This is a genomic window from Bradyrhizobium sp. SZCCHNRI2009 (genome assembly GCF_032485115.1).
Classification (GTDB): domain Bacteria; phylum Pseudomonadota; class Alphaproteobacteria; order Rhizobiales; family Xanthobacteraceae; genus Bradyrhizobium.
Genome location: NZ_JAUEUH010000005.1, coordinates 343,559 through 363,673 on the forward strand (window position 1 = coordinate 343,559; position 20,115 = coordinate 363,673).

At 66.7% G+C, this 20,115-nt stretch carries 20 protein-coding genes and 1 pseudogene; 11 read left to right on the forward strand and 10 right to left on the reverse strand.

From position 1 onward, the window contains the following. Positions 1-3: 3 nt before the first annotated feature. Positions 4-1,410, reverse strand: a complete 1,407-nt coding sequence (locus QX041_RS19915) for a serine hydrolase (protein WP_316166342.1) — start codon at positions 1,408-1,410, stop codon at positions 4-6. 141 nt (positions 1,411-1,551) lie between these two features. Next, on the reverse strand, positions 1,552-2,604 hold the full coding sequence (locus QX041_RS19920; RefSeq protein WP_316166343.1) for a helix-turn-helix domain-containing protein: 1,053 nt from the start codon (positions 2,602-2,604) through the stop codon (positions 1,552-1,554). A 140-nt stretch (positions 2,605-2,744) separates the two neighbouring features. On the opposite strand from QX041_RS19920, the gene QX041_RS19925 reads away from it, so the two are divergent. Both QX041_RS19925 and QX041_RS19930 read left to right on the forward strand, forming a co-directional pair. Next, positions 2,745-3,662: a pirin family protein gene (locus QX041_RS19925; RefSeq protein ID WP_315715008.1), complete on the forward strand. Its 918-nt coding sequence runs from the start codon at positions 2,745-2,747 to the stop codon at positions 3,660-3,662. 42 nt (positions 3,663-3,704) lie between these two features. Further along, positions 3,705-4,619 (forward strand): phosphoribosylaminoimidazolesuccinocarboxamide synthase, encoded by a 915-nt coding sequence (locus QX041_RS19930; RefSeq protein WP_315715007.1) that lies wholly within the window; start codon positions 3,705-3,707, stop codon positions 4,617-4,619. A 1,177-nt stretch (positions 4,620-5,796) separates the two neighbouring features. Here the strand turns inward: QX041_RS19930 and QX041_RS19935 are convergent. The 5 genes and pseudogenes from QX041_RS19935 to QX041_RS19955 all read right to left on the reverse strand — a co-directional run bounded on the left by QX041_RS19935 (position 5,797) and on the right by QX041_RS19955 (position 8,641). Next, positions 5,797-6,474 (reverse strand): nitroreductase, encoded by a 678-nt coding sequence (locus tag QX041_RS19935; RefSeq protein WP_315751798.1) that lies wholly within the window; start codon positions 6,472-6,474, stop codon positions 5,797-5,799. Between the two features lie 121 nt (positions 6,475-6,595). Next, on the reverse strand, positions 6,596-7,264 hold the full coding sequence (locus tag QX041_RS19940; RefSeq protein ID WP_316166344.1) for an HAD hydrolase-like protein: 669 nt from the start codon (positions 7,262-7,264) through the stop codon (positions 6,596-6,598). A 4-nt stretch (positions 7,265-7,268) separates the two neighbouring features. Further along, the gene (locus QX041_RS19945; RefSeq protein ID WP_316166345.1) at positions 7,269-7,592 is read right to left on the reverse strand and encodes a glutathione S-transferase C-terminal domain-containing protein; all 324 of its coding nucleotides are present in this window, start codon (positions 7,590-7,592) and stop codon (positions 7,269-7,271) included. A gap of 127 nt (positions 7,593-7,719) precedes the next feature. Then, positions 7,720-7,899 (reverse strand): annotated as a pseudogene (locus tag QX041_RS19950) (glutathione S-transferase N-terminal domain-containing protein); the annotation flags it as partial. 58 nt (positions 7,900-7,957) lie between these two features. Beyond that, entirely contained in the window at positions 7,958-8,641 is a 684-nt protein-coding gene (locus QX041_RS19955) for a phytanoyl-CoA dioxygenase family protein (RefSeq protein ID WP_315825642.1), read from the reverse strand. A gap of 299 nt (positions 8,642-8,940) precedes the next feature. On the opposite strand from QX041_RS19955, the gene QX041_RS19960 reads away from it, so the two are divergent. Then, positions 8,941-9,543, forward strand: coding sequence for a hypothetical protein (locus QX041_RS19960; RefSeq protein ID WP_315825643.1), 603 nt, complete (start codon positions 8,941-8,943; stop codon positions 9,541-9,543). Positions 9,544-9,560: 17 nt separating this feature from the next. Here QX041_RS19960 and QX041_RS19965 read toward each other — a convergent pair whose 3' ends face one another. Next, on the reverse strand, positions 9,561-11,054 hold the full coding sequence (locus tag QX041_RS19965) for an NAD-dependent succinate-semialdehyde dehydrogenase (protein WP_315825644.1): 1,494 nt from the start codon (positions 11,052-11,054) through the stop codon (positions 9,561-9,563). Between the two features lie 152 nt (positions 11,055-11,206). Further along, positions 11,207-11,527, reverse strand: a complete 321-nt coding sequence (locus QX041_RS19970) for a hypothetical protein (protein ID WP_316166463.1) — start codon at positions 11,525-11,527, stop codon at positions 11,207-11,209. Positions 11,528-11,868: 341 nt separating this feature from the next. Here QX041_RS19970 and QX041_RS19975 point away from each other — a divergent pair, with 341 nt between their 5' ends. After that, entirely contained in the window at positions 11,869-13,062 is a 1,194-nt protein-coding gene (locus QX041_RS19975; protein ID WP_315751793.1) for a serine hydrolase domain-containing protein, read from the forward strand. Positions 13,063-13,250: 188 nt separating this feature from the next. Here the strand turns inward: QX041_RS19975 and QX041_RS19980 are convergent, their stop codons facing one another. After that, positions 13,251-14,252 carry an adenosine kinase gene (locus tag QX041_RS19980; protein ID WP_315751792.1) on the reverse strand — a complete coding sequence of 334 codons (1,002 nt, stop codon included), beginning with the start codon at positions 14,250-14,252 and terminating at the stop codon, positions 13,251-13,253. Positions 14,253-14,322: 70 nt separating this feature from the next. Between QX041_RS19980 and murJ the strand changes: the two genes are divergently transcribed. The 7 genes from murJ (at position 14,323) to rimI (ending at position 20,107) form a co-directional block, all read left to right on the forward strand. Continuing rightward, positions 14,323-15,882 carry a murein biosynthesis integral membrane protein MurJ gene (murJ, locus tag QX041_RS19985; RefSeq protein ID WP_315716943.1) on the forward strand — a complete coding sequence of 520 codons (1,560 nt, stop codon included), beginning with the start codon at positions 14,323-14,325 and terminating at the stop codon, positions 15,880-15,882. A gap of 48 nt (positions 15,883-15,930) precedes the next feature. Continuing rightward, positions 15,931-16,983, forward strand: coding sequence for a tryptophan--tRNA ligase (gene trpS, locus QX041_RS19990; RefSeq protein ID WP_316166346.1), 1,053 nt, complete (start codon positions 15,931-15,933; stop codon positions 16,981-16,983). Positions 16,984-17,178: 195 nt separating this feature from the next. After that, the gene (locus tag QX041_RS19995; protein ID WP_316166347.1) at positions 17,179-17,673 is read left to right on the forward strand and encodes a universal stress protein; all 495 of its coding nucleotides are present in this window, start codon (positions 17,179-17,181) and stop codon (positions 17,671-17,673) included. Positions 17,674-17,781: 108 nt separating this feature from the next. Further along, positions 17,782-18,351, forward strand: a complete 570-nt coding sequence (locus tag QX041_RS20000; RefSeq protein WP_315716940.1) for a NifU family protein — start codon at positions 17,782-17,784, stop codon at positions 18,349-18,351. A gap of 106 nt (positions 18,352-18,457) precedes the next feature. Continuing rightward, a complete protein-coding gene (locus QX041_RS20005) occupies positions 18,458-18,598 on the forward strand; it encodes a hypothetical protein (RefSeq protein ID WP_316166348.1) in 141 nt (46 codons plus the stop codon). Positions 18,599-18,926: 328 nt separating this feature from the next. Beyond that, positions 18,927-19,628, forward strand: a complete 702-nt coding sequence (gene tsaB, locus QX041_RS20010; protein WP_316166349.1) for a tRNA (adenosine(37)-N6)-threonylcarbamoyltransferase complex dimerization subunit type 1 TsaB — start codon at positions 18,927-18,929, stop codon at positions 19,626-19,628. After that, positions 19,625-20,107: a ribosomal protein S18-alanine N-acetyltransferase gene (gene rimI / locus QX041_RS20015; RefSeq protein ID WP_316166350.1), complete on the forward strand. Its 483-nt coding sequence runs from the start codon at positions 19,625-19,627 to the stop codon at positions 20,105-20,107. The genes tsaB and rimI overlap by 4 nt, the downstream gene beginning before the upstream one ends. Positions 20,108-20,115 lie beyond the last annotated feature (8 nt).

The window sequence follows — 20,115 nt, forward strand, 5'->3', positions numbered from 1 at the left end:
GCGTCATTCTCCCTGCGTCGCCGCGATCACGTCGCTCACGAGCTGCGCCACGCCATCGGCCTCCGGCGGCCAGTTCACGGTGCGGCCGAAACGCGTGATGACGAGACGCTCCGACGGGACGACGATGACATATTGGCCGAGCGTGCCCTTGGCGAAGAACGCGTCGCGCGGCCAGCCATGGGAGGTGCGGTAGTTGGCGCCAAAGCTGTCGCCACTGTTGGTCCAGAAGCCGGCGCCGAGGCCGACGAACGCGCCGGGCGTCGGCGCGCTGGCATACGCGACCCAGCCGGCGGGCAGGATGCGGCGGCCAGCCACGACGCCGTCGTCGAGATACAGCTGGCCCAGTCGCGCCCAGTCGCGCGCCGAGGCCAGCATCTGGCTCGATCCCTCCGGTGTGCCGGCGGCATCGAATTCGAGGGTGACGCTGGTCATGCCGAGCGGATCGAACAGCTCGCGATGCGCAAAGCGCAGCACATCCGCAGCGCTGCCGCCGACGGCGTCGCGGATGAGATGAGAGAGGATGACGGTGTTGCCGTCGTGATAATTGCTGACCGCGCCCGGCGTGGTTTCGAGCGGCATGGTTTCGGCGAAGGCGGCGCGGTCCGTTTCGACGAATTTCATGCGGTTGACAGGCTCGAGCACAGAGAACAGCGAGGCCTGCAGCGAGCTGCCGAGCGCGAGGCCTGCGGTGTGGCGCAAGAGGTGATCGACGGTGATGGCGTGGCGCGGATCTTTGTCGTCCCGCCACGCCGCGATGGGCGCGGGCGTATGCAGCGCGAGCTTGCCCTGGCGGACCAGAATGCCGATCAAGGTCGCGGTCATCGACTTGGTCGCAGAGAAGCCGAGCAGCGGCGTGTCGAGCGTGAAGCCCTGGGCGTAGCGCTCGGCGATCACCTTGCCGTCCTTCATCACCAGGACAGCATGGGTATGCCGGAACGGCGGCGAGTCCGGCTCGGCAAAGGCGCGATCCAGCGCTGCCGCGAGGGCCGGAGTGACCGGCGCGACGACGCGTGGCGGAGCGATGTCGGGCAGCAAAGCGGGGGTTGGCGCAGCGGGCCGGATGGCCGGCCAATCCGCCGCTTCGCCATGGTCCATGTGGCAGCCGAGCCCGTCGCGATACACGGCCCGGCTCTGCCCGATCCCGAGCAGCGTCACGGTGACGTCCTTGGCGGCGCGATCGACGCGGACGTCCATCGCCCAGCTCAGCAGGCCGGCGCCGGGCATCGCGGCCCGGGTCTCGGAGAGCGTGCGGTCCGGGTCGAGACCGGAGACGAAGGTCTCCGAGCACAGGAGGCTGGCGATGAAGCCGGTTGCCACCTTCGGCACATCGCGGGCGCGGGCGCCGCCGACCGCCAGGGCGGTCAGCGCGGTGGTGGCAACGAGGGCAAGCAGCAGGCGACGTCTGGTCATGAGGAGCTCCGGCAGTTGGATCTGCCGGACCAGACTGCGGCTGCGGCCCGGACGCTCGCCGATTTCGGAAATCATCCCAGCCGAGAATCGCCGGGATCTCGCCGATTCTGGAATTCCTCTGCAGTTTCAAGGCTGAACAGATCACGCCGCCGACAGCCTCATGCGCCGGTATTCGGTCGGCGTCACCCCGGTCACCGCCTTGAAGGCGCGGTTGAAGGGCCCAAGCGACTGGAACCCAGCGTCCATCGCGATGGTGATCACGGGCACCTCGGCCTGGGCGGGATCGGCGAGCGCGGCCTTGGCCTCCTCGATGCGGTGGGCGTTGAGGAAGGTGTTGAAGTTGCGGTAGCCGAGCTCGCCATTGATCAGCCGCCGCAGCCGGTATTCAGGAATGGAGAGCTTCGTCGCCAGCATGCCGATCGTGACGTTCTCCTGACGATAAACCCGCTCGTCCGCCATCAGCCGCATCAGCGCGTCCACCAACCTGCGGTCGGCGGCTTTCGGAGCCACCGCTTCGAGCGCCGCGGCCGGTGGCGCCTCCGGCGCGAGCACATCGCCGGCACCGACCTTGAGCAGCATCAGCGCAACGGTGCCGACCACGGCCAAGAACATCGCCGCGTTGACCACATTGGCGAGCTCCGACGGGCCCCGGCCGGCGGACGCCATCTGCAGCAGCGCATTGACGCCACCGTAGGACAGCGCCGCGATCACGACGAAGGCGCGGATGCGCCGCCGTCCCTCGACGAGATCCGTCGCCCAGGAACGGATGGTCTGCGCCAAGGTCAGGCCGAGGAAGCCGAGAGCCAGCACATTATTGGCGACGATCACGAGCCGTCCATGTCCGGCAGGCCCCAGCACGAGACAGCTCAGCAGGCTGAAGCCGAACACCGCGAGCCAGATCAGGCCGTGCAGCCAACGCAACGCAAAGCCGTCATCGAACAGCGCGCGGCAGAACAGCCAGAGCACGACGATATCGGCGGTCGCCACCGCAATCAGCGGCGCGGAAGCGAGCGATGGCGCGGCCGTGCCGCCGATGTTGAAGGTCGCGGCATGCGCGGCCGAGCCCAGCGCCAGCGCGATCGCGAGCCGGCCGCGCCATTGCCTGCCGAGATCGCGTCCCAGCGCGACGGCGAGCACGGCCAGCAGCGCGATGGCGGCGGCGCGAAGCGCGAGATCGAGGCTTTCGAGCGTCATCGTCACGGGTCCGTTGTCAGCGCCGGAACTCTAGGCCGGAGCTTCGCTTCGTTCAAATCGCGCGGATGCCGCGACCTCGTGCCCTGCCCTCGCCTTCGTGAAGCTGCTAAGCTCGCGCGACCACATTGCAGGAGCGCCCCATGAGCTGGCAGCCATCGATCGATCCCGAGTTCGGCGATCCCACCTCGTGCGATGCGCTGGAGCACGTCATCGTGCCGCGCACCCGCGATCTCGGCGACGGTTTTGCGGTGCGCCGCGCGCTGCCGCACGGCCGACGCCAGATGGTCGGCCCGTTCATCTTCTTCGATCATTTCGGCCCGGTGCAGTTCATGTCCGGCAAGGGCATGGACGTGCGGCCGCATCCGCATATCGGGCTTGCCACCGTCACCTATCTGTTCGACGGCGCCATCATGCATCGCGACAGCGAGGGCAACGTGCGGGAGATCCAGCCCGGCGCGATGAACCTGATGACGGCGGGCCGCGGCATCGCCCATTCCGAGCGCACGCCCGACCTGCAGCGGCAGAACGGGCAGAAGATGCTGGGCCTGCAGAGCTGGATCGCGCTGCCGGTCGAATCGGAAGAGATCGCGCCGAGCTTCCAGCACTACGCGGCGGACGCGCTGCCGACGGTCAGCGACACCGGCTTCTCCGCGCGCGTCATTGCCGGCAAGGCGTTCGGCGCGGCCTCGCCGGTGACGATGGTCTCGCCCTGGTTCTATGTCGAGGTCACGGCGCAGGCCGGCACGGTGGTGCCGCTCGATCCCGATCACGAGGAGCGCGCCATCTACATCGTCGATGGCGAGGTCGAGATCGCGCGCGAGCGCCACGAGGGCCCGCGGCTCCTGATCTTCCGCCCGGGCGACGCCATCAGCGTGCGCACGGTGAAGCCGACCCGGATGATGTTCCTTGGCGGCGACGCCCTGGAAGGGCCGCGGCACGTGTGGTGGAATTTCGTCTCCTCCAGCAAGGAGCGCATCGAGCAGGCCAAGCAGGACTGGAAAACCGGCCGCTTCGCCGCCGTTCCGCAGGAGCACGAGTTCATTCCGCTGCCGGAATAGGCTATTGCGGTCGCAACGCTCCCGTTTCGAAGGCTCTGCACGATGACCACGCTTCTCGCCAGCAATCTGCCGCTCCCGAAGATCGGCCGCGGCAAGGTCCGCGACATCTATGCCGTCGGCGACGACCGCGTGCTGCTGCTGACCACCGACCGGATCTCGGCCTTCGACGTCGTGATGAACGAAACCATCCCGATGAAGGGCGCGGTGCTGACGCAGATCTCGGCCTACTGGTTCAACGCGCTCGAAGGCGTGGTGCATCACCACATGATCTCGGCCGACACCGACACGATCATCGCGGAGGTGCCAGCGCTGGCGCCGCATCGCGACGAGATTCTCGGGCGCGCGATGCTGTGCAAGCGCACCACCGTGTTCCCGATCGAATGCGTGATCCGCGGCTATCTCTCCGGCTCGGCCTGGAAGGAATATGCGGCCCATGGCACGCTGGCCGGCGAGCAGCTTCCCGCCGGCCTCGTCGAGAGCCAGAAGCTCGACCCCGCGATCTTCAGCCCCGCGACCAAGGCCGAGACCGGCCATGACGAGAACATCACCATTGCGCGAATGCGCGAGGTGGTCGGCGACGACACCGCGTATACGCTGGAGAGCATGACGCGCGCGGTCTACACGCTGGGTGAAAAGCTGGCGCGCGAGCAGGGCATCATCATCGCCGACACCAAGTTCGAGTTCGGCCGCGACAAGGACGGTCACATCATCCTGATCGACGAGGTGATGACGCCCGACTCGTCGCGCTTCTGGGCCGTCGATGCCTATCAGCCGGGCCAGCCGCAGCCGAGCTTCGATAAGCAGCCGCTGCGCGACTATCTCGATGCCGAGCGCCGTGCCGGCCGCTGGAACGGCGACGCCCCCCCGCCGCCCTTGCCGCAGAGCGTGGTGGATGCGACCAGCCAGCGCTATCTGGAGGCGTTCCGGCGGGTGACGGGCAGCGAGCTGAAGATCTGAGCACTGCACGTCTCTCGCCGCGATGACGGAGCCGAAGGCAGTATTTTCTTCGGAGTGGGAGTCGAACTGGTACCGTATCGGCGGTGCGCTCCACCGCCCCGCTTGCGGGGAGAGGGCTGGGGTGAGGGGGGCTCTCCATGCACACCAGACTCGCGGAGAGCCCCCGTCACCCGGATTGCATCTTCGATGCAATCCGACCTCTCCCCGCAAGCGGGACGAGGTGAGAACTGATCGTTCTGCGAGGCGCGTGCTCACATCAGCCAAGGCATCGTTGATCATCGGAGAGTTGCTAACGAGACGCGCTGCGTCGATCTCGCGGCCATGCTTGCCCGAGCTATGCTGATCGATCTCGCCCTCTGAAAATGCGAGGGCGCAGGGAAGGCCGGGAGCTGGCCGCCCCCATGGCCCGCGTGCGAAAGAAAATGCACGCGGCGGTCACCACAGGTTCAGCCGAGACATCCCGGCCCTCCCTGCGCGATGGGTTTAACGGCTGCTCCGTACTCTCCCCGGGGACCGGCTTGTTTGCCCCCGTCGCCCGCCACGACGCACGAACGTCATCGCGAGATTGGCGCCAGCATCGGGGCGCCAGGACCACACGGCTTGACCGTCCGCGCGCTGCCGTTCGTCAGCGCAAGAGCGCCTGACAGGCACGCGGCCACCGCTCCCCGCCTCTACGTATCGTGACGACGCGTACGCCCCTCTGCATGAGGACGGGATGCGCGGATAAGAACACGACTTCGGAAAAATAGCAACAACAAAATCATGCAAGAGGAATTCGACGTCAAATTTTTCGATAGCTGACGCAAAACGTGTGCTCCTCGCCCCGATCGGCAGCGCCGAATGACGCCCTGACCAGGCTCGTTTTTTGGCCGGAGTTTCTTCTGCTAGATCTCTTTGACGCGGAGCGGCACGACCATATCGGCCGAATGACCTCGTCCGGGCCAGTTTCCCCAGACGACTTCCGCGCGGAATGTCCGCCCGCGACAGTGCGCGGTCAGAACCTCTCCGACGACCGGCGAGATACCTTCGCAATAATTTTCATCGCGACGGAGCTCCTTCTCGGTAACGAGCTCTCCAGACTTGAGAAGTATCCGTCTGATCCAATAAGGCATCTGTGATTTTTCGAGCTATCGAAGCCACGACGTCTGTCGTTCCCTGCGGTCCCCGAGATGCCCGTCTAGTCCTCGAACCCCACGAACACCGTCGCTTCCTTCACCGGCTTCCGCTCCGACACCACGGCATTGGCGGGGAAATCGTGATCGGGCCAGCCCAGCGCGATGCTCTTCATGATGACCTGGTCGTCGGCGATGCCGGCGTGCTCGCGCACCACGGGCGATTGCATGATGCCCTGGCTGTTGATGACGGCGCCGAGGCCGCGCGACCAGGCGGCGTTGACCAGCGCATTGGTGACGGCGCCGCAGTCGAACGGCGTGTCGTCGCTGCCATCGAGCGCACGATCATAGGTCACGATGATGCAGACCGGTGCGTCGAACTGGCGGAAGCCGCGCAGCACCCAGTCCTGTCGCTTGTCCTTGTCGTCGCGCGCGATGCCCATGGCGGAGAACAACTGCTTGGCGACCTGCACCTGGCGCTCGCGATGCGCGCCCGCGAAGGGCTGGCCGATACGGAATTCACGCGACTGCGGGACGCCGGCGACCATCCGCTCGGTATTGCCGGCGCGGATGCGGTTCAGCGGCTCGCCGGTGATGACGTAGAAATTCCAGGGCTGGCTGTTCATCGACGACGGCGCGCGCATCGCAAGCCCGATGATCTCCTCGATCAGCGCCCGCGGCACCGGATCGGGCTTGTAGCCGCGGATGCTGCGGCGGCCGAGGATGACGTCGTCGAACTGCATGTGTGTGATAGTCCCGTGATGACAACTGACCTGCCGCGAATATTCGCGGCTTTCCGGTTCCGGTGCAAGGTTGACGCGCGAACCGATCGGGGTGTCGCGAACACAGGAGGTTGTGATCGAGCTAGACCCTCAGCATCGACAGCACGGTGCGCGCGAGATCGGCCGGACATTCCACGAGGCGGTCGGCGCCGGCCAACTCGAGCTCGTCGCGGCTGCCATAGCCCCAGAGCACGCCGAGGCTGCGCATCCTGACGGCATGGGCGCCGGCAATGTCGTGGCGGCGGTCACCAACCATGATCGCGTCGGAGGGTGCGATATTCCGCTCGGTGAGAATATGCGCGAGCAGCTCCGGCTTGTGGTCCAGCAGACCTGACGGCACCGAGCCGTGGATGGCGTCGAACAGCGACGCGAGATCGAGATGCTCGAGGATGCGGCGCGCAAACACCTCCCGTTTGGATGTCGCGAGATAGAGCCGCACCCCCGCGCCATGCATCTCGTGCAGCGCGTCCCGGATGCCGGCATAGAGTTCACTGCCGAACAGTCCGCTCTCGCCGTAATGCTGGCGATAGGCGGTCACCGCTTCGTCGACCCGATCGTCGTCATACGCCTGCAGCAGCGCCCGCAACATGTCCTGCAGCGGCGGCCCGATGACACTGCGGATATCGAGCGTGTCGTCCGGTGCATGCCCGAGCGCGCGCAACGCCACTAGGGCGCTCGCGGCGATGCCGGGCTGGGAGTCGATGAGAGTGCCGTCGAGGTCGAGCAGGACGGAGTGACGACCGAGGCTCATCATATCAAGCCTTCGCACTGGGACGGCTCGAAACTACACCATACCACCGCGCGAGATGGTGGAGGTGATCCGGTGGATCGAGCTTGGCGCGGACCGCGAAATCCACCGTCACCATGGCGCTGATGTCGGCAATGGTGAAGTCGGGTCCGCCGACGAAGGCATGATCGGCCAGCCGCGCATCGAGCCACGCGAAGTAGTGCGCGGCGCGGAGACGCCCCCGCTCGGCAAGCGCCGGAATCTGCTCGAGCGGCAACGGGCCGGGCAGAGCGCGGCTCTCCAACCCTGGCGCACTGTTCCGGAACGCTTCCTGGATGGCGTAGATTGCCATCCCATTCGATCCGCCGCATCCAGCATTCGATCAGCGCGCGTTCCTCCGCACTGCGCCCCATCAGGGCCGGCTCAGGATGCAGCTCCTCGAGGTAGCGGCAGATCGCGATGATGTCGGTGATCGCAGCGCCGCTGTCGAGCTGCAGGACCGGCACCGTGCATTGCGGGTTCAGCGCGCGAAATTCCGGCCGGAACTGCTCGCCGGCGCGCAGGTCGAGCTGAACGGTGGGAATCGTGAGGCCCTTCTCCGCAAGGAAGATACGTACGCGGCGCGGGCTTGGTGCCGTCGCGGAATCGTACAGCCTCATGAGCGTCCTCCTCTGCAGGATTTGGGCTGGAAGGTTGAAAGCTGCGCGGATGGCGCGGCTACTCCGCGCCGAAGATTTCGTCCTGGTCCATGCGCACCGCACGCAAGGCGCGGGTCCGTCGCCACGCGTCGAGCTGCACCGAGGTGGCGTAGGTGATCAGCAGCGAGCGGCGGCGGGCGCCGCTGCGGTTGCGGGTCGCGCCGTGCAGCAGGTTGACGTCGAACAGCAGGATGTCGCCGGCTTCGCCTGTCGTGACCAACGGGGCAGCCTGCGCATCATCCGTGTCGCGGCGATGCGTGCCCGGCGCCACCCGCGTCGCGCCGTTGTCGGGGCCGAACGGATCGAGAAAGGCGAGCGCCGAGACGGCGTCGGTACGGAACCGGTCGACGCCGTCGCGATGCAACGGCTGCTGGCCGCCATCGGCGAGCGGCTCGCGGCCCTCGACTTGGCCGAGGAAGAACGGCGCCTTGAGAATGTGAGACACGGCCGCGAGCATCACCGGCAGCCGGCAGGCGCGCTGCACCGTGGCATCGAGATCGACCATCGCGTGGCGCCAGTCGCGGCCGCGCGGCACCGGCCATTGCTCGGATGGCAGCGTGCCCGCCTCGAACGCATCGCGCAGCGGCGGGAGCCAGTCCGCCGGAATCGCGCCGCGCAGCAGCAGATAACCGTCCGCATCGAGGCGGCGCGCATCCGCGTCCGGAAGCTGGCCGACACCGACGCGCGTGAAGGCTGCGGTCATGGTGAGCTCGCACATTGAGAGGTCGTGGTTCGCCGCGTCATGGTCGACGATCCGGCGCGTCTGGGCAAGCGGCTCGCTTACGCCCGTGCAGCCCGGTGGCGATTCGCGCCGTCGCATTCATCCGGTGGTGATGTCCATCGCCGCAGAAGACGCTGAGACGATGGGCCGCACTGCGGAACGGGCGGCTCGTAGCCGCAGTTCACCGTTCGTTAACCCTCTCGACCTACGCCTCGTTAGCAACACTCTGCAACGATCCGACATACGGGGTAAACGAGCAGTCGAGCTCCTTGGAAGCACACATGGTCGCCATCCAAAGCACCAACCAGATCTCGCCCGCCAACGAGCGGGTCTATCGCCAGAGCAACCTGCTGGGCGAGTGGAAGGGCAGTTGGACGGCCAACGGCCAGGCCGTGAGCTTCAAGGTCGTCAACATCAGAGGCGCCGCCGCGACGGTGGAATACACCCATAACGGCCGCACCGAACGCGGCATCGGCCAGGTCAACGGCTCGACCATCGACTTCGGCTCGGTCACGCTCGGCACCAAGAACGGCAAGAACGCCGTGCTGCTGTTTTCGGCCGGCGGCGGCAAGGCCACCGCGATGCTGGAGAAACAGGCGCCTCCCGCCGACGAGAGCAATCTGGTCGGCAGCTGGGCCGGCTACTCCGGCGAAAACGGCCAGAGCGCGAGCTTTCGCGTGCTGTCCGTCAGCGGCAAGGAGGCCCAGGTCAGCGTGACGACCAACGGCGTCACGCGCCAGGGCACGGGGATCGTCTACAACAACGTCATCATGTTCGGTCAGTCGCAGATCTCGACGACCGACGGCAAGAGCGGCAAGGTCATCTTCCAGGTCGGCAACAAGTCCTACCTGGTGCCGGTGGACAAGCTGCCGAAGACGGCCTGAGCCCAGGCGTCCAGAGCTCAGACGCCCGCCATCATCACGTACTTGATCTCGAGGTATTCCTCGATGCCGTGATGCGAGCCTTCGCGCCCGAGGCCGCTCTCCTTGACGCCGCCGAACGGCGCGACCTCGGTGGTGATCAGACCGGTGTTGACGCCGACCATGCCTGATTCCAGCGCCTCCGCGACGCGCCAGACCCGGCCGAGATCGCGGGCATAGAAGTAGGACGCGAGGCCGAACGGCGAGGCGTTGCACATCGCGATGACATCGGCCTCGTCCTTGAAGCGAATGACGGGCGCGAGCGGGCCGAACGTCTCCTCATGCGCGACCAGCGCGTCGGCCTTGACGTCCCGAAGTACGGTCGGCTCGAAGAAGGTGCGGCCGAGCGCATGGCGCTTGCCGCCGGTGACGACCTTCGCCCCGCCTTTGACCGCGTCGGCGATGTGGCGTTCGACCTTCTCAACCGCCTCTTCGTTGATCAGCGGCCCCTGGGTCACGCCGGCCTCGGTGCCCTCGCCGATCTTCATCGCCGCGACCTTGGCGGCGAGCTTCGCGACGAAGGCGTCGTAGATGCCGTCCTGCGCATAGAGGCGATTGGCGCAGACGCAGGTCTGGCCCATGTTGCGATATTTCGAGACCATGGCGCCTTCGACAGCCGCATCGACATCGGCATCGTCGAACACCACGAACGGCGCGTTGCCGCCGAGCTCGAGCCCGAGCTTCTTCACCGTGCCGGCCGACTGGCGATAGAGAATCTTGCCGACCTCGGTCGAGCCGGTGAAGCCTATGAAGCGCACCGACGGATGCTCGCACAGCACTTTGCCGATCGGCGGCGCGTCGCCGGTGACGATGTTGAGCGCGCCCGCCGGAATCCCGGCGCGTTCGGCCAGCACGGCGAGCGCCAGCGCCGACAGCGGCGTCTCGTTGGCCGGCTTCAGCACCACGGTGCAGCCGGCGGCGAGCGCAGGCGACACCTTGCGGGTGATCATCGAGTTCGGGAAATTCCATGGCGTGATGGCGCCGCAGACGCCGATCGGCTGCTTCAGCGCCAGCAGGCGCGCATCCGGCTTCTGGGTCGGGATGGTCTCGCCATAGACGCGACGCGCCTCCTCGGCGAAGAACTCGATATAGGCGGCGCCGATATCGACCTCGCCGAGCGCCTCCGCCAGCGGCTTGCCCTGCTCGGAGGTGAGGATCAGCGCGAGGTCCTCGCGGTTGGCCGTGATCAGCTCGAACCATTTGCGCAAGGTATTGGAGCGCTGCTTGGCGGTCAGCCGGGCCCAGGACGGGAACGCGCGCGCGGCGGCCTCGACGGCTTGCGTGGTCTCCGCCGCACCGAGCTGCGCGACCTTGGCGAGCTCGGCGCCGGTGGCCGGATTGTTGACCGGAAGCACCGGCGTACCGACCCACGCACCATCGATGTAGCACTGCTCACGCAGCAGCGACGGATCCTTCAGGCGGTCACGCAGGCTCGGGGCGGCAGTGGAGGCACGGGCGGCGGCGGGCGGTGTCATCGGGCTACTCCTCGAAAGCGAGCGATCGTCTCCGAATATAGCCACGCCCCGGCGGCGGCGCACGGCGCGTGCGCCTCCTGAACGGCACATTCGATCCGGCGATCCGTGCCTGTACGGCACCAAATGCTGAATGCTGACGAGCCGACCCGGGATCAGGCCGCGCCGCTCATATAGGTCTCGCGCCGGCCGATCATGCGCTCCGCCGCCGCCTTGGCGTCGGCCTTGGTCGAGGTCGCGCAGGTGCGGTATTCCAGGTCCGGCAAGGCGGCGGGATCACGGCGGCCAAACCATGATCTCTGCCCCACGGGCAGCAGCGCCAGGGCCTGCGCCACATTGTCGACCGCGCCGAACGCATACAGCGCTCCGGTCGCCGCAATGCGCACTTCGTAGATGCCGGGCGTGATCGGCGCCTCGATATTGTCGCCGCGCCCCGGGCGGGGATACCGCTTCCACTCGCTCCACGTTGAAATCATATCGCCCCCAACGGCGGACATTGCCGCCAAAGCCATGCCATCGGCTCGAAAAAGCCGGTTCTTCAACCCTTTAATGCAAAAATGGTTGCAACTCACAACAGTCGCAAGCCCGTGGTGGGAACATGGCCCCCATGTGTCGGACTCGCGACTGAGTGGAACTAATCATGATTCTGGCGAGAAATTGAAGCGCTGTGGCCTCCGCGGCGCTGTTGTCCCCGCCTGCTTCGTTCGCGCCGCATCATCACGAGATCGCGACCGGCCGTGAGACCGGCGGTCCTTGCTGCCCAGGCCGGCCCGAGAAACAATCGCCTACCGTCATCAAGAACGGAACGGAGGAGACCATGCAGAACAAGACCGACATCGACGGCGTGCTGCGGCAGAAGGCGGAGGCGGGAGAGATTCCCGGCGTCGTCGCCTTTGCCGCTGACAGCAACGGCATCATCTACGAAGGCGCCTTCGGCAAGCGCGACCTCGGCCGCGACGACCCGATGACCACCGACAGCGTGTTCTGGATCGCCTCGATGACCAAGGCCATCACCTGCGCGGCCGGGATGCAGCTGGTCGAGCAGGGCCGGTTGTCGCTGGATGCGCCGATCGGCACGGTGCTGCCGGACCTCGCCGCGCCCAAGGTGCTCGACGGTTTCGACGCCAATGGCGAGCCGATCCTGCGGCCGGCGAAGACCGCGATCACGCTGCGCCATCTGATGACCCACACCGCCGGCTTCTGCTACGACATGTGGAACGGCGATATGGCCACCTATGTGCAGAAGGCCGGAACGCCCGGCATCATCACCTGCAAGAACGACGCTCTCAAATTGCCGCTCGCCTCCGATCCCGGCACGCGCTGGGAATACGGCATCAACATCGATTTCGTCGGCAAGGCGGTCGAGGCCGCCAGCGGCCAGAAGCTCGACGCGTACTTGCGCGACCATCTGTTCGCACCGCTCGGCATGGACGATACCGGCTTCAAGCTCGGCCCGTCGCAGCGCGCGCGTCTGGTCGGCATGCATGCCCGCGGCGAGGACGGCAGCCTGGCGCCGATCCCGTTCGAGCTCGAGCAGGAGCCGGAATTCCACATGGGCGGCGGCGGGCTCTACGGCACGGCCGGCGACTACATCCGCTTCACCCGGATGATCCTCAACAATGGCCGCGGCAACGGCAACCAGGTGCTCAAGCCCGAGACGGTCGCGGCGATGCGCGACAACCATATCGGCGAGCTCGAGATGACGAAGATGGCCGCGGCGGTGCCCGGCGTGACCAACGACGTCGATCTCTATCCCGACATCGTCAAGAAATGGGGCTTGAGCTTCATGATCACGACGGCGCAGACCCCGGAGGGCCGCAGTGCCGGCAGCCTCGCCTGGGCCGGCCTCGCCAACACCTACTACTGGATCGATCCTGCGCGCGACGTCACCGGCGTGATCCTGATGCAGCTCCTGCCGTTCGCCGACCGGCTGTGCCTGGAGACCTTTGCAGGCTTCGAGCGCGGGGTCTATGCCGGGCTCGATGCCGCGGGCGGACAGAAGGCGGCGTGATCAGATTGCCAACTGACCGGAGTGAGCTCGGAATGAGTTAGTTGGCATCATGCCCGGGCTTGGCCCGGGCATCCACGTCTTCGGTCCCGCAGCTCGATAAAACGTGGATGGCCGGGTCAAGCCCGGCCATGACGGTGGAGAGAGTTGTGTGTCTCCGGTGAAAAAGAACGCGTGACCTCAGCTTCGACCTACACCTTCAGTCCGTTCTGAGCCGCCAATTCCTTCAGCGACACCTGCGGCCTTGCACCAATGTGCTGGATCACTTCGGCGGCGGCGAGGCCGCCGAGGCGGCCGGCCATCTCATAGCCGGTCTTGCGCACCAGCCCGAACAGGAAGCCGGCGGCGAACAGATCGCCCGCGCCGGTAGTATCGACCAGGCTCTCGATCGGATGCGCCGGCACCGAGATCACGCCGTCATTCGACACCACGACGCAGCCTTGTTCGCTGCGGGTGACGATGCCGAGCGTGGCGTCCTCACGCAGCTGCTTCAGCGCGCCGTCGAAATCCGAGGTCTGGTACAGCGAATGCAGCTCGGCCTCGTTGGCGAAGACGAGATCGACGGTGCCGCCGCGCATCAGGTCGAGAAACTCCTCGCGATAGCGATCGACGCAGAACGAATCCGACAAGGTCAGCGCGACCTCGCGTCCGGCGTCATGCGCGATCGCCGCCGCCTTCACGAACGCATCCTTGGCGTCCTTCGGGTCCCACAGATAACCTTCGAGATAGATGATGCGCGCCGCCGCAATCTGCGCGGGATCGATGTCCGCGGCGGTGAGATTTTGCGCGGCGCCGAGATAGGTGTTCATGGTGCGCTCGCCGTCCGGCGTCACCAGGATGTAACAGCAGCCGGTCGCCGGGCCGTCGGCAGCGGGCACGGTATCGAAGGTGACGCCGGCGGCGCGGATATCATGCCGGTACATCCGGCCGATCTGGTCGTCCTTGACCTTGCCCACGTAAGCGGCACGCGCGCCCAGGCTGGCGAGGCCAGCGATGGTGTTGGCCCCCGAACCGCCGGACATCTCGGTGGCCGGACCCATATCGGCATAGATCGCGGCCGCGCGGGCCTCGTCGATCAGCGCCATGCTGCCCTTGGTCATGCCGTGCCGGGTGAGAAAGGCTTCATCGGCATGCACCAGCACGTCGAAGATCGCGTTGCCGATCCCGAGAACATCGTATTTCGCGTCAGTCATCCACTGGCCCCGTTTACGGCGTTTTGCAAACGCTGCGGCCTATCACAAGCGGCGCTGCTATAGAAGCCTGATGATCCGCTCATTCGTGACTGTGTTGTCAGGAACACTGGCCTCGCGCCTGCTCGGCTTCGTCCGGGATGCGCTGATGGCCGCGCTGCTCGGCGCCGGTCCGGTCGCGGACGCATTTCTCGCGGCGTTTCAGCTCGTCAACGTCGTCAGGCGATTGCTGACGGAGGGCGCGCTCAATGCAGCCCTGGTGCCGGCCTGGCTGCGAATATACCAGCAGTCTGGTAGGACACATGCGGCAGCTTTTGCCGGCCGCGTGCTCGGCACCGTCAGCGCCGGCCTGCTCGCCGCCACCTTGGTGCTGGCGCTGCTGATGCCGTTCGTGATGACCGTGCTCGCGCCGGGCTTCGCCGGTGAAGAGACGCTCACCCTGGCCGTCAACGATGCCAGGCTGATGCTGCCCTATCTCGCCTTTGCCGGCCCCTCGACGGTGCTGCTCGCACTGTCCAGCGCGCAACGACGCTTTGCGCTCGCGGCCTTCGCCCCGCTGCTGTTCAACGTGGCATTGATCAGCGTGACCATCGTGCTGCTGATGCAACATCCGGACCCTGGAAGCGCCGCGCTGCTGCTCGCCGCCACGATCGGTGTCGCCGGGCTGCTGCAGCTCGCGATGCTCGCGCGGCGAGGCCGCGACGGCCCCCTCGCCTCGCCGGTGCGCGTCACCTTCCATGGCGAAATGCGCGGCTTCTTCGCCAAGGCGCTGCCCGGCATGGTCGCCAGCGCCGGCCCGCAATTGCTCGCGGTCGGCGGCGCGGTCATCGCCTCCACCTCGCCTTCCGCGGTGTCGTGGCTGTATTTCGCCAACCGCCTGATCGAGCTGCCGCTCGGGCTCGTCGGCGTTGCCATGGGCACGGTGCTGGTACCGGAGTTGACGCGCGCGCTGCACGAGGGCAACGAGGAGGCTCTGGCGGAGGTGCAATCGCGCGGCCTCGAGCTGACGATCGGGCTCGCGCTGCCTGCGACGCTCGGACTCATGATCCTGAACGAGCCGATCATTCGTTTGCTGTTCGAACATGGCGCATTCAGTTCGGACGATGCCGCCGCGACGGCGCAGGTGCTGACCTGGCTCGCGGCAGCGTTGCCGGCGCAGGTGCTGACCAAGGCGCTGCAGCCCGCCTTCTTCGCGCGCGAGGACACGCGGACGCCGCTGCGCGCGACGTTGATCGGATGCGGTGTCGCGATCGCGCTGGCGTTCCTGCTCGCACAATTGTTTGCGGCAAGTGGCATCGCGGCAGGGCTCGCGCTCGGTGCCTGGGCCAATGCGGCGGTCCTGATCCGGCGTGGCGCCACGCGCTTCGGTTTCGCGCTTCCCCCTGCCTCGCGGCGCCGGCTGCCGCGCATCACGTTGGCTGCGATGGTCATGGGCGCGGTCCTCTGGACCGTCGCCGGACGCTTCGCCGGCACGTGGAGCAGCAGCCATCTCGGCGCGGCCGCCCTGCTCGCCGCCCTGATCAGCGGCGCCATCATCCTCTACGGCGTGCTTCTGTTGTCCCTGGGCGCCGTAAGCTGGCGCGAAACCGTCAGGGCGATCCGGCAAAAGCCCGCCGGCGACTTGCACCTTTGAGGCGCACGTGCCAAACGACCCCAAATCCATTCATCCGGAACAGTGACCATGGCCTTCGTGGAACGGGTTTTCTCGGGCGTCCAGCCGACCGGCAACCTGCATCTCGGCAACTATCTCGGCGCGATCGTCAACTTCGTGAAGATGCAGGAGACGCACAACTGCATCTATTGCGTCGTCGACATGCACGCGATCACGATGCCGATCGATGTCTGGGGCGGCCCCGCCGAACTCGCGCGCAACACCCGCGAGGTCACCGCCGCCTTCATCGCCGCCGGCATCGATCCGAAGAAGCACATCGTGTTCAACCAGAGTCAGGTCTCAGGGCACGCCGAGCTCGCCTGGATCTTCAACTGCGTTGCGCGCATCGGCTGGCTGAACCGCATGACGCAGTTCAAGGAGAAGGCCGGCAAGGACCGTGAGAACGCATCGGTCGGTCTGTACGACTATCCGGTGCTGATGGCCGCCGACATCCTGCTGTACCGCGCCACCCATGTTCCGGTCGGCGAGGACCAGAAGCAGCATCTCGAGCTCTCCCGCGACATCGCGCAGAAGTTCAACAATGACTACGGCGACTCGATCCGCAGCCACGGCTTCGGCGACGGCCTGTTCTTCCCGCTTCCGGAACCCCTCATCACCGGTCCCGCGACGCGCGTGATGTCGCTGCGCGACGGTACCAAGAAGATGTCGAAGTCCGATGCCTCGGACTATTCGCGCATCAACCTGACTGACGATGCCGATACGATCGCGCAGAAGGTCCGCAAGGCCAAGACCGATCCGGAGCCGCTGCCGACCGAGGAAAAGGGGCTGGACGCACGTCCCGAGGCCGACAACCTCGTCGGCATCTACGCCGCGCTGTCGGACCGCAGCAAGGCCGATGTGCTCAGGGATTTCGGCGGCGGCCAGTTCTCCAGCTTCAAGAACGCGCTGGTCGAGCTGTGCGTCACCAAGCTCGGGCCGATCGCCGCGGAAATGAAGCGCCTGACCGCCGATCCCGGCTACGTCGAGTCCGTGCTGGTCGACGGCGCCGACCGCGCCCAGGCCATCGCCGCGGAGACCATGAAGACGGCCAAGGACATCGTCGGCTTCATCCGCAAGCCCTGACCAGAGCAGCACGGCGCGAGCTCCGAAGTCGGCCTTGCGGCCGTAGCCCGGATGAGCGAAGCGACATCCTCGCTACTAGAAGCCGCACCACCGCTGTCATTGCGGGCGCGATGGAACCCGCAGCCCTCTCCCCAACGGAGATGGGCTGTGGCAGCATCGCGGCCGGATCGACTCGCAGCAGCAGGCGGGAACGCGATGGCGGCGCAGCGGCAGAGCTACCAGACCGGCCATGCGCCGAAATGCCTGGTCGTGGTCGACGACAGCGAGGAGTGGGACCGCGCGGTCCGCTATGCCGGCCGCTGGGCGGTCCGTTCCGGCGGCCGTATCGTCATGCTGCACGTCATCGAGACGGAGGACCAGAACCAGCAATGGCTGGGGGTCGCCGATCTGATGCGGGCCGAGGCGCAGGAGCAGGCCCATGCCGAGCTCGACCAGGCCGCGGCGCTACTGTCGGCGATCGATGTGACCGCGCCGGAACGGGTGATCCGCGAAGGTGAGCCGACGGCGCAGATCCTGGAGACGATCGAGCACGACAGCGACATCGCGCTGCTGGTGCTCGCCGCCCATTCCGGCCCCGAGGGCCCCGGCCCGCTGGTCACCCATGTCACCAAGACGAGCGGTGCCTTCCCGATCCCGCTGGTGATCGTGCCGGGCGATCTCGGTGACGCCGATCTCGACGCTCTTTCATAGGCTTAGATCGGAAACGCCGGCCATGCCCCCTTGATCGTGCGCGCGTTCGCGCCATCTGCTATGAGGACACCACAGGCCGGCCTTGAACCGGCGCTGCCGGAGAAAACCATGTTCATCCAGACCGAAGCCACCCCCAATCCCGCCACCTTGAAGTTCATCCCGGGCCGCGTCGTGTTGCCCGCGGGCACGATGGAGTTCGGCAGCCGCGACGCCGCCGCGCGCTCCCCGCTGGCCGAGCGCCTGTTCGCCGTCGACGGCGTCAGCGGCGTGTTCTACGGCGCCGATTTCATCACCGTCACCAAGAGCGACGGTGAGTGGCAGCACCTCAAGCCGGCGATCCTCGGCGCGATCATGGAGCACTACATGTCGGGCGCGCCGCTGCTCGCCGACGGCAGCGCCGCCAATGACGAATCCGCCGACGAGGACGACGAGTTCTACGACGAGGCCGACACCGAGACGGTCGGCATGATCAAGGACCTGATCGAGAGCCGCGTCCGTCCGGCCGTAGCCAATGACGGCGGCGACATCACCTTCCGCGGCTTCAAGGACGGCATCGTCTATCTCAACATGAAGGGCGCCTGCTCGGGCTGCCCGTCATCGACCGCGACCCTGCAGCACGGCATCCAGAACCTGCTGAAGCACTTCGTGCCCGAGGTGGTTGAAGTCCGGCCGATGTAGGAAGGCAATGGCGAATGGGGTTGGCGAACAGATCTGCGCGCCAATCAGCATTTGCCTCTGCTCACGCTGCGCCGCCGAGGGTGGCGGCCACGGCCGCCCCCGCCGCATGCTCGACGGTATCTCGCTGGTCACCGCGCTCGGCGCGCCGACCGGCTTCGCCGACGCCGCCCAGACTCGCGCCAATCGGCACTTTCGCCGGACCTGCTCGTCGCCCCCTCTGGCGCTCGAACTGACCGAGCGGAATTGAGCGTTTGAGGCTGGCCCGGATGAGGCGGTGATCCCCATGCCGTCGGTGCCGAACCCGAGCACCGGCTTGCGAGCGATTGATCGCCTCGACCCGGCCTCATCGCGCCGGGCATCGCCTTTGCCACCGGGATGGCGCGGCGGCCTGAGCGTCGAACCGGACGATCAATCCAACAGCCCGGAAAGATTTGCTTGAATGAGCGCCAATTCAGTAGTTTGCGGTCGTGCGCCGTGATGCGTTTTTCCCGATCAGGATGTAAGAAAGCGGCAACCGACTTTATCAAAGCCCCCAAAAAGGTATTCGGCGCTCCTTTCAATGTGAATCTGACCGGATGTTGATCCTCGCCATCGATACTGCCCTCGACCATTGCGCGGCTGCCGTTCTGGACACTGATTCGGCCGCGATGCGCGCCGAGGAAACGCTGCCGATGAAGCGCGGCCACGCCGAGGCGCTGATGCCGCTGATCGCGCGCGTGATGCGCCAGTCGGGCGTCGGCTTCCACGAGCTCGACCGCATCGCGGTGACGACGGGTCCTGGTAGTTTCACCGGGCTGCGCGTCGGCCTCTCCGCCGCGCGCGGCATTGCCTTGGCGGCGCACAAGCCGGTCGTCGGCGTGACCACGCTGTCCGCCTACGCGGCGCCGATCGTCAGCGAGGACCGCGCCAACCCGGTGATCTCGGCGATCGATGCCCGGCACGACCATGTCTACTACCAAGTCGTGAGCGGCAGCGGCGAGGAACTGGTCGCGCCCCAGGTCGCTGCGACAGACGACGTCCTGCCGGCCGCGCGGCTCGGCGCCCCGCACCTCGTCGGCAACGCCGCGGCGCTGCTGGCCGAGCGGTGGCCCAAGGAAGCCGCCGCGCCAGTTGCGGTCGACTCGCAAGACGGACCCGACATCGGCTGGGTCGCCTGGCTTGGCGCGGCCGCCGACCCGGCGCACGCGCCGGCGCGACCGTTCTATCTGCGCGCGCCCGACGTCAAGCCGCCCGCCGGGGCGGCGCGTCAACCGGCGCAGACGGCCGTCTCGTCATGAACATGTTCTTCCGCTGGCTCGGCAGCCCCAAACCGTTGATCGAAGCGGCCGCGCCGCGCGACGCCGCCAGGCTCGCCCAGATCCACGCCGCCTCGTTTCACCGCGGCTGGGGCGAAGGCGAGTTCGAGGCGATGCTGGCCGAGCGCAACACCATGATCCATCGGCTGCGGCTCGGGCGGAAGCTCATCGGCTTCATCGTCTCGCGAATCGGCGCGGACGAAGCGGAAATATTGTCAGTTGCACTTGACCCAAATCAGCGCGGCCGCGGATTTTCTCGTGATCTGTTGCTGCAGCATCTCGGGCACCTCGCGGGGCGCGGGGTCCGGACGGTCTTTCTCGAAGTGGAGGAAAACAACCAGCCGGCCCGCCGACTCTATGAACGCGCCGGATTTGCGACCGTGGGCCGTCGGGAACGCTATTACCTTCAGCCCGGCGGGGAACAGTTGAATGCGCTTCTGATGCGCCGGGACTTGTCGTAACCTGCGCT

Coding starts and splice junctions, on each gene's coding strand:
- QX041_RS19915 (WP_316166342.1), bottom strand. CDS start 1,410: ATGACCAGACGTCGCCTGCTGCTTGCCCTCGTTGCCACCACCGCGCTG.
- QX041_RS19920 (WP_316166343.1), bottom strand. CDS start 2,604: ATGACGCTCGAAAGCCTCGATCTCGCGCTTCGCGCCGCCGCCATCGCG.
- QX041_RS19925 (WP_315715008.1), top strand. CDS start 2,745: ATGAGCTGGCAGCCATCGATCGATCCCGAGTTCGGCGATCCCACCTCG.
- QX041_RS19930 (WP_315715007.1), top strand. CDS start 3,705: ATGACCACGCTTCTCGCCAGCAATCTGCCGCTCCCGAAGATCGGCCGC.
- QX041_RS19935 (WP_315751798.1), bottom strand. CDS start 6,474: ATGCAGTTCGACGACGTCATCCTCGGCCGCCGCAGCATCCGCGGCTAC.
- QX041_RS19940 (WP_316166344.1), bottom strand. CDS start 7,264: ATGAGCCTCGGTCGTCACTCCGTCCTGCTCGACCTCGACGGCACTCTC.
- QX041_RS19945 (WP_316166345.1), bottom strand. CDS start 7,592: ATGGCAATCTACGCCATCCAGGAAGCGTTCCGGAACAGTGCGCCAGGG.
- QX041_RS19955 (WP_315825642.1), bottom strand. CDS start 8,641: ATGACCGCAGCCTTCACGCGCGTCGGTGTCGGCCAGCTTCCGGACGCG.
- QX041_RS19960 (WP_315825643.1), top strand. CDS start 8,941: ATGGTCGCCATCCAAAGCACCAACCAGATCTCGCCCGCCAACGAGCGG.
- QX041_RS19965 (WP_315825644.1), bottom strand. CDS start 11,054: ATGACACCGCCCGCCGCCGCCCGTGCCTCCACTGCCGCCCCGAGCCTG.
- QX041_RS19970 (WP_316166463.1), bottom strand. CDS start 11,527: ATGATTTCAACGTGGAGCGAGTGGAAGCGGTATCCCCGCCCGGGGCGC.
- QX041_RS19975 (WP_315751793.1), top strand. CDS start 11,869: ATGCAGAACAAGACCGACATCGACGGCGTGCTGCGGCAGAAGGCGGAG.
- QX041_RS19980 (WP_315751792.1), bottom strand. CDS start 14,252: ATGACTGACGCGAAATACGATGTTCTCGGGATCGGCAACGCGATCTTC.
- murJ (WP_315716943.1), top strand. CDS start 14,323: ATGATCCGCTCATTCGTGACTGTGTTGTCAGGAACACTGGCCTCGCGC.
- trpS (WP_316166346.1), top strand. CDS start 15,931: ATGGCCTTCGTGGAACGGGTTTTCTCGGGCGTCCAGCCGACCGGCAAC.
- QX041_RS19995 (WP_316166347.1), top strand. CDS start 17,179: ATGGCGGCGCAGCGGCAGAGCTACCAGACCGGCCATGCGCCGAAATGC.
- QX041_RS20000 (WP_315716940.1), top strand. CDS start 17,782: ATGTTCATCCAGACCGAAGCCACCCCCAATCCCGCCACCTTGAAGTTC.
- QX041_RS20005 (WP_316166348.1), top strand. CDS start 18,458: ATGCTCGACGGTATCTCGCTGGTCACCGCGCTCGGCGCGCCGACCGGC.
- tsaB (WP_316166349.1), top strand. CDS start 18,927: ATGTTGATCCTCGCCATCGATACTGCCCTCGACCATTGCGCGGCTGCC.
- rimI (WP_316166350.1), top strand. CDS start 19,625: ATGAACATGTTCTTCCGCTGGCTCGGCAGCCCCAAACCGTTGATCGAA.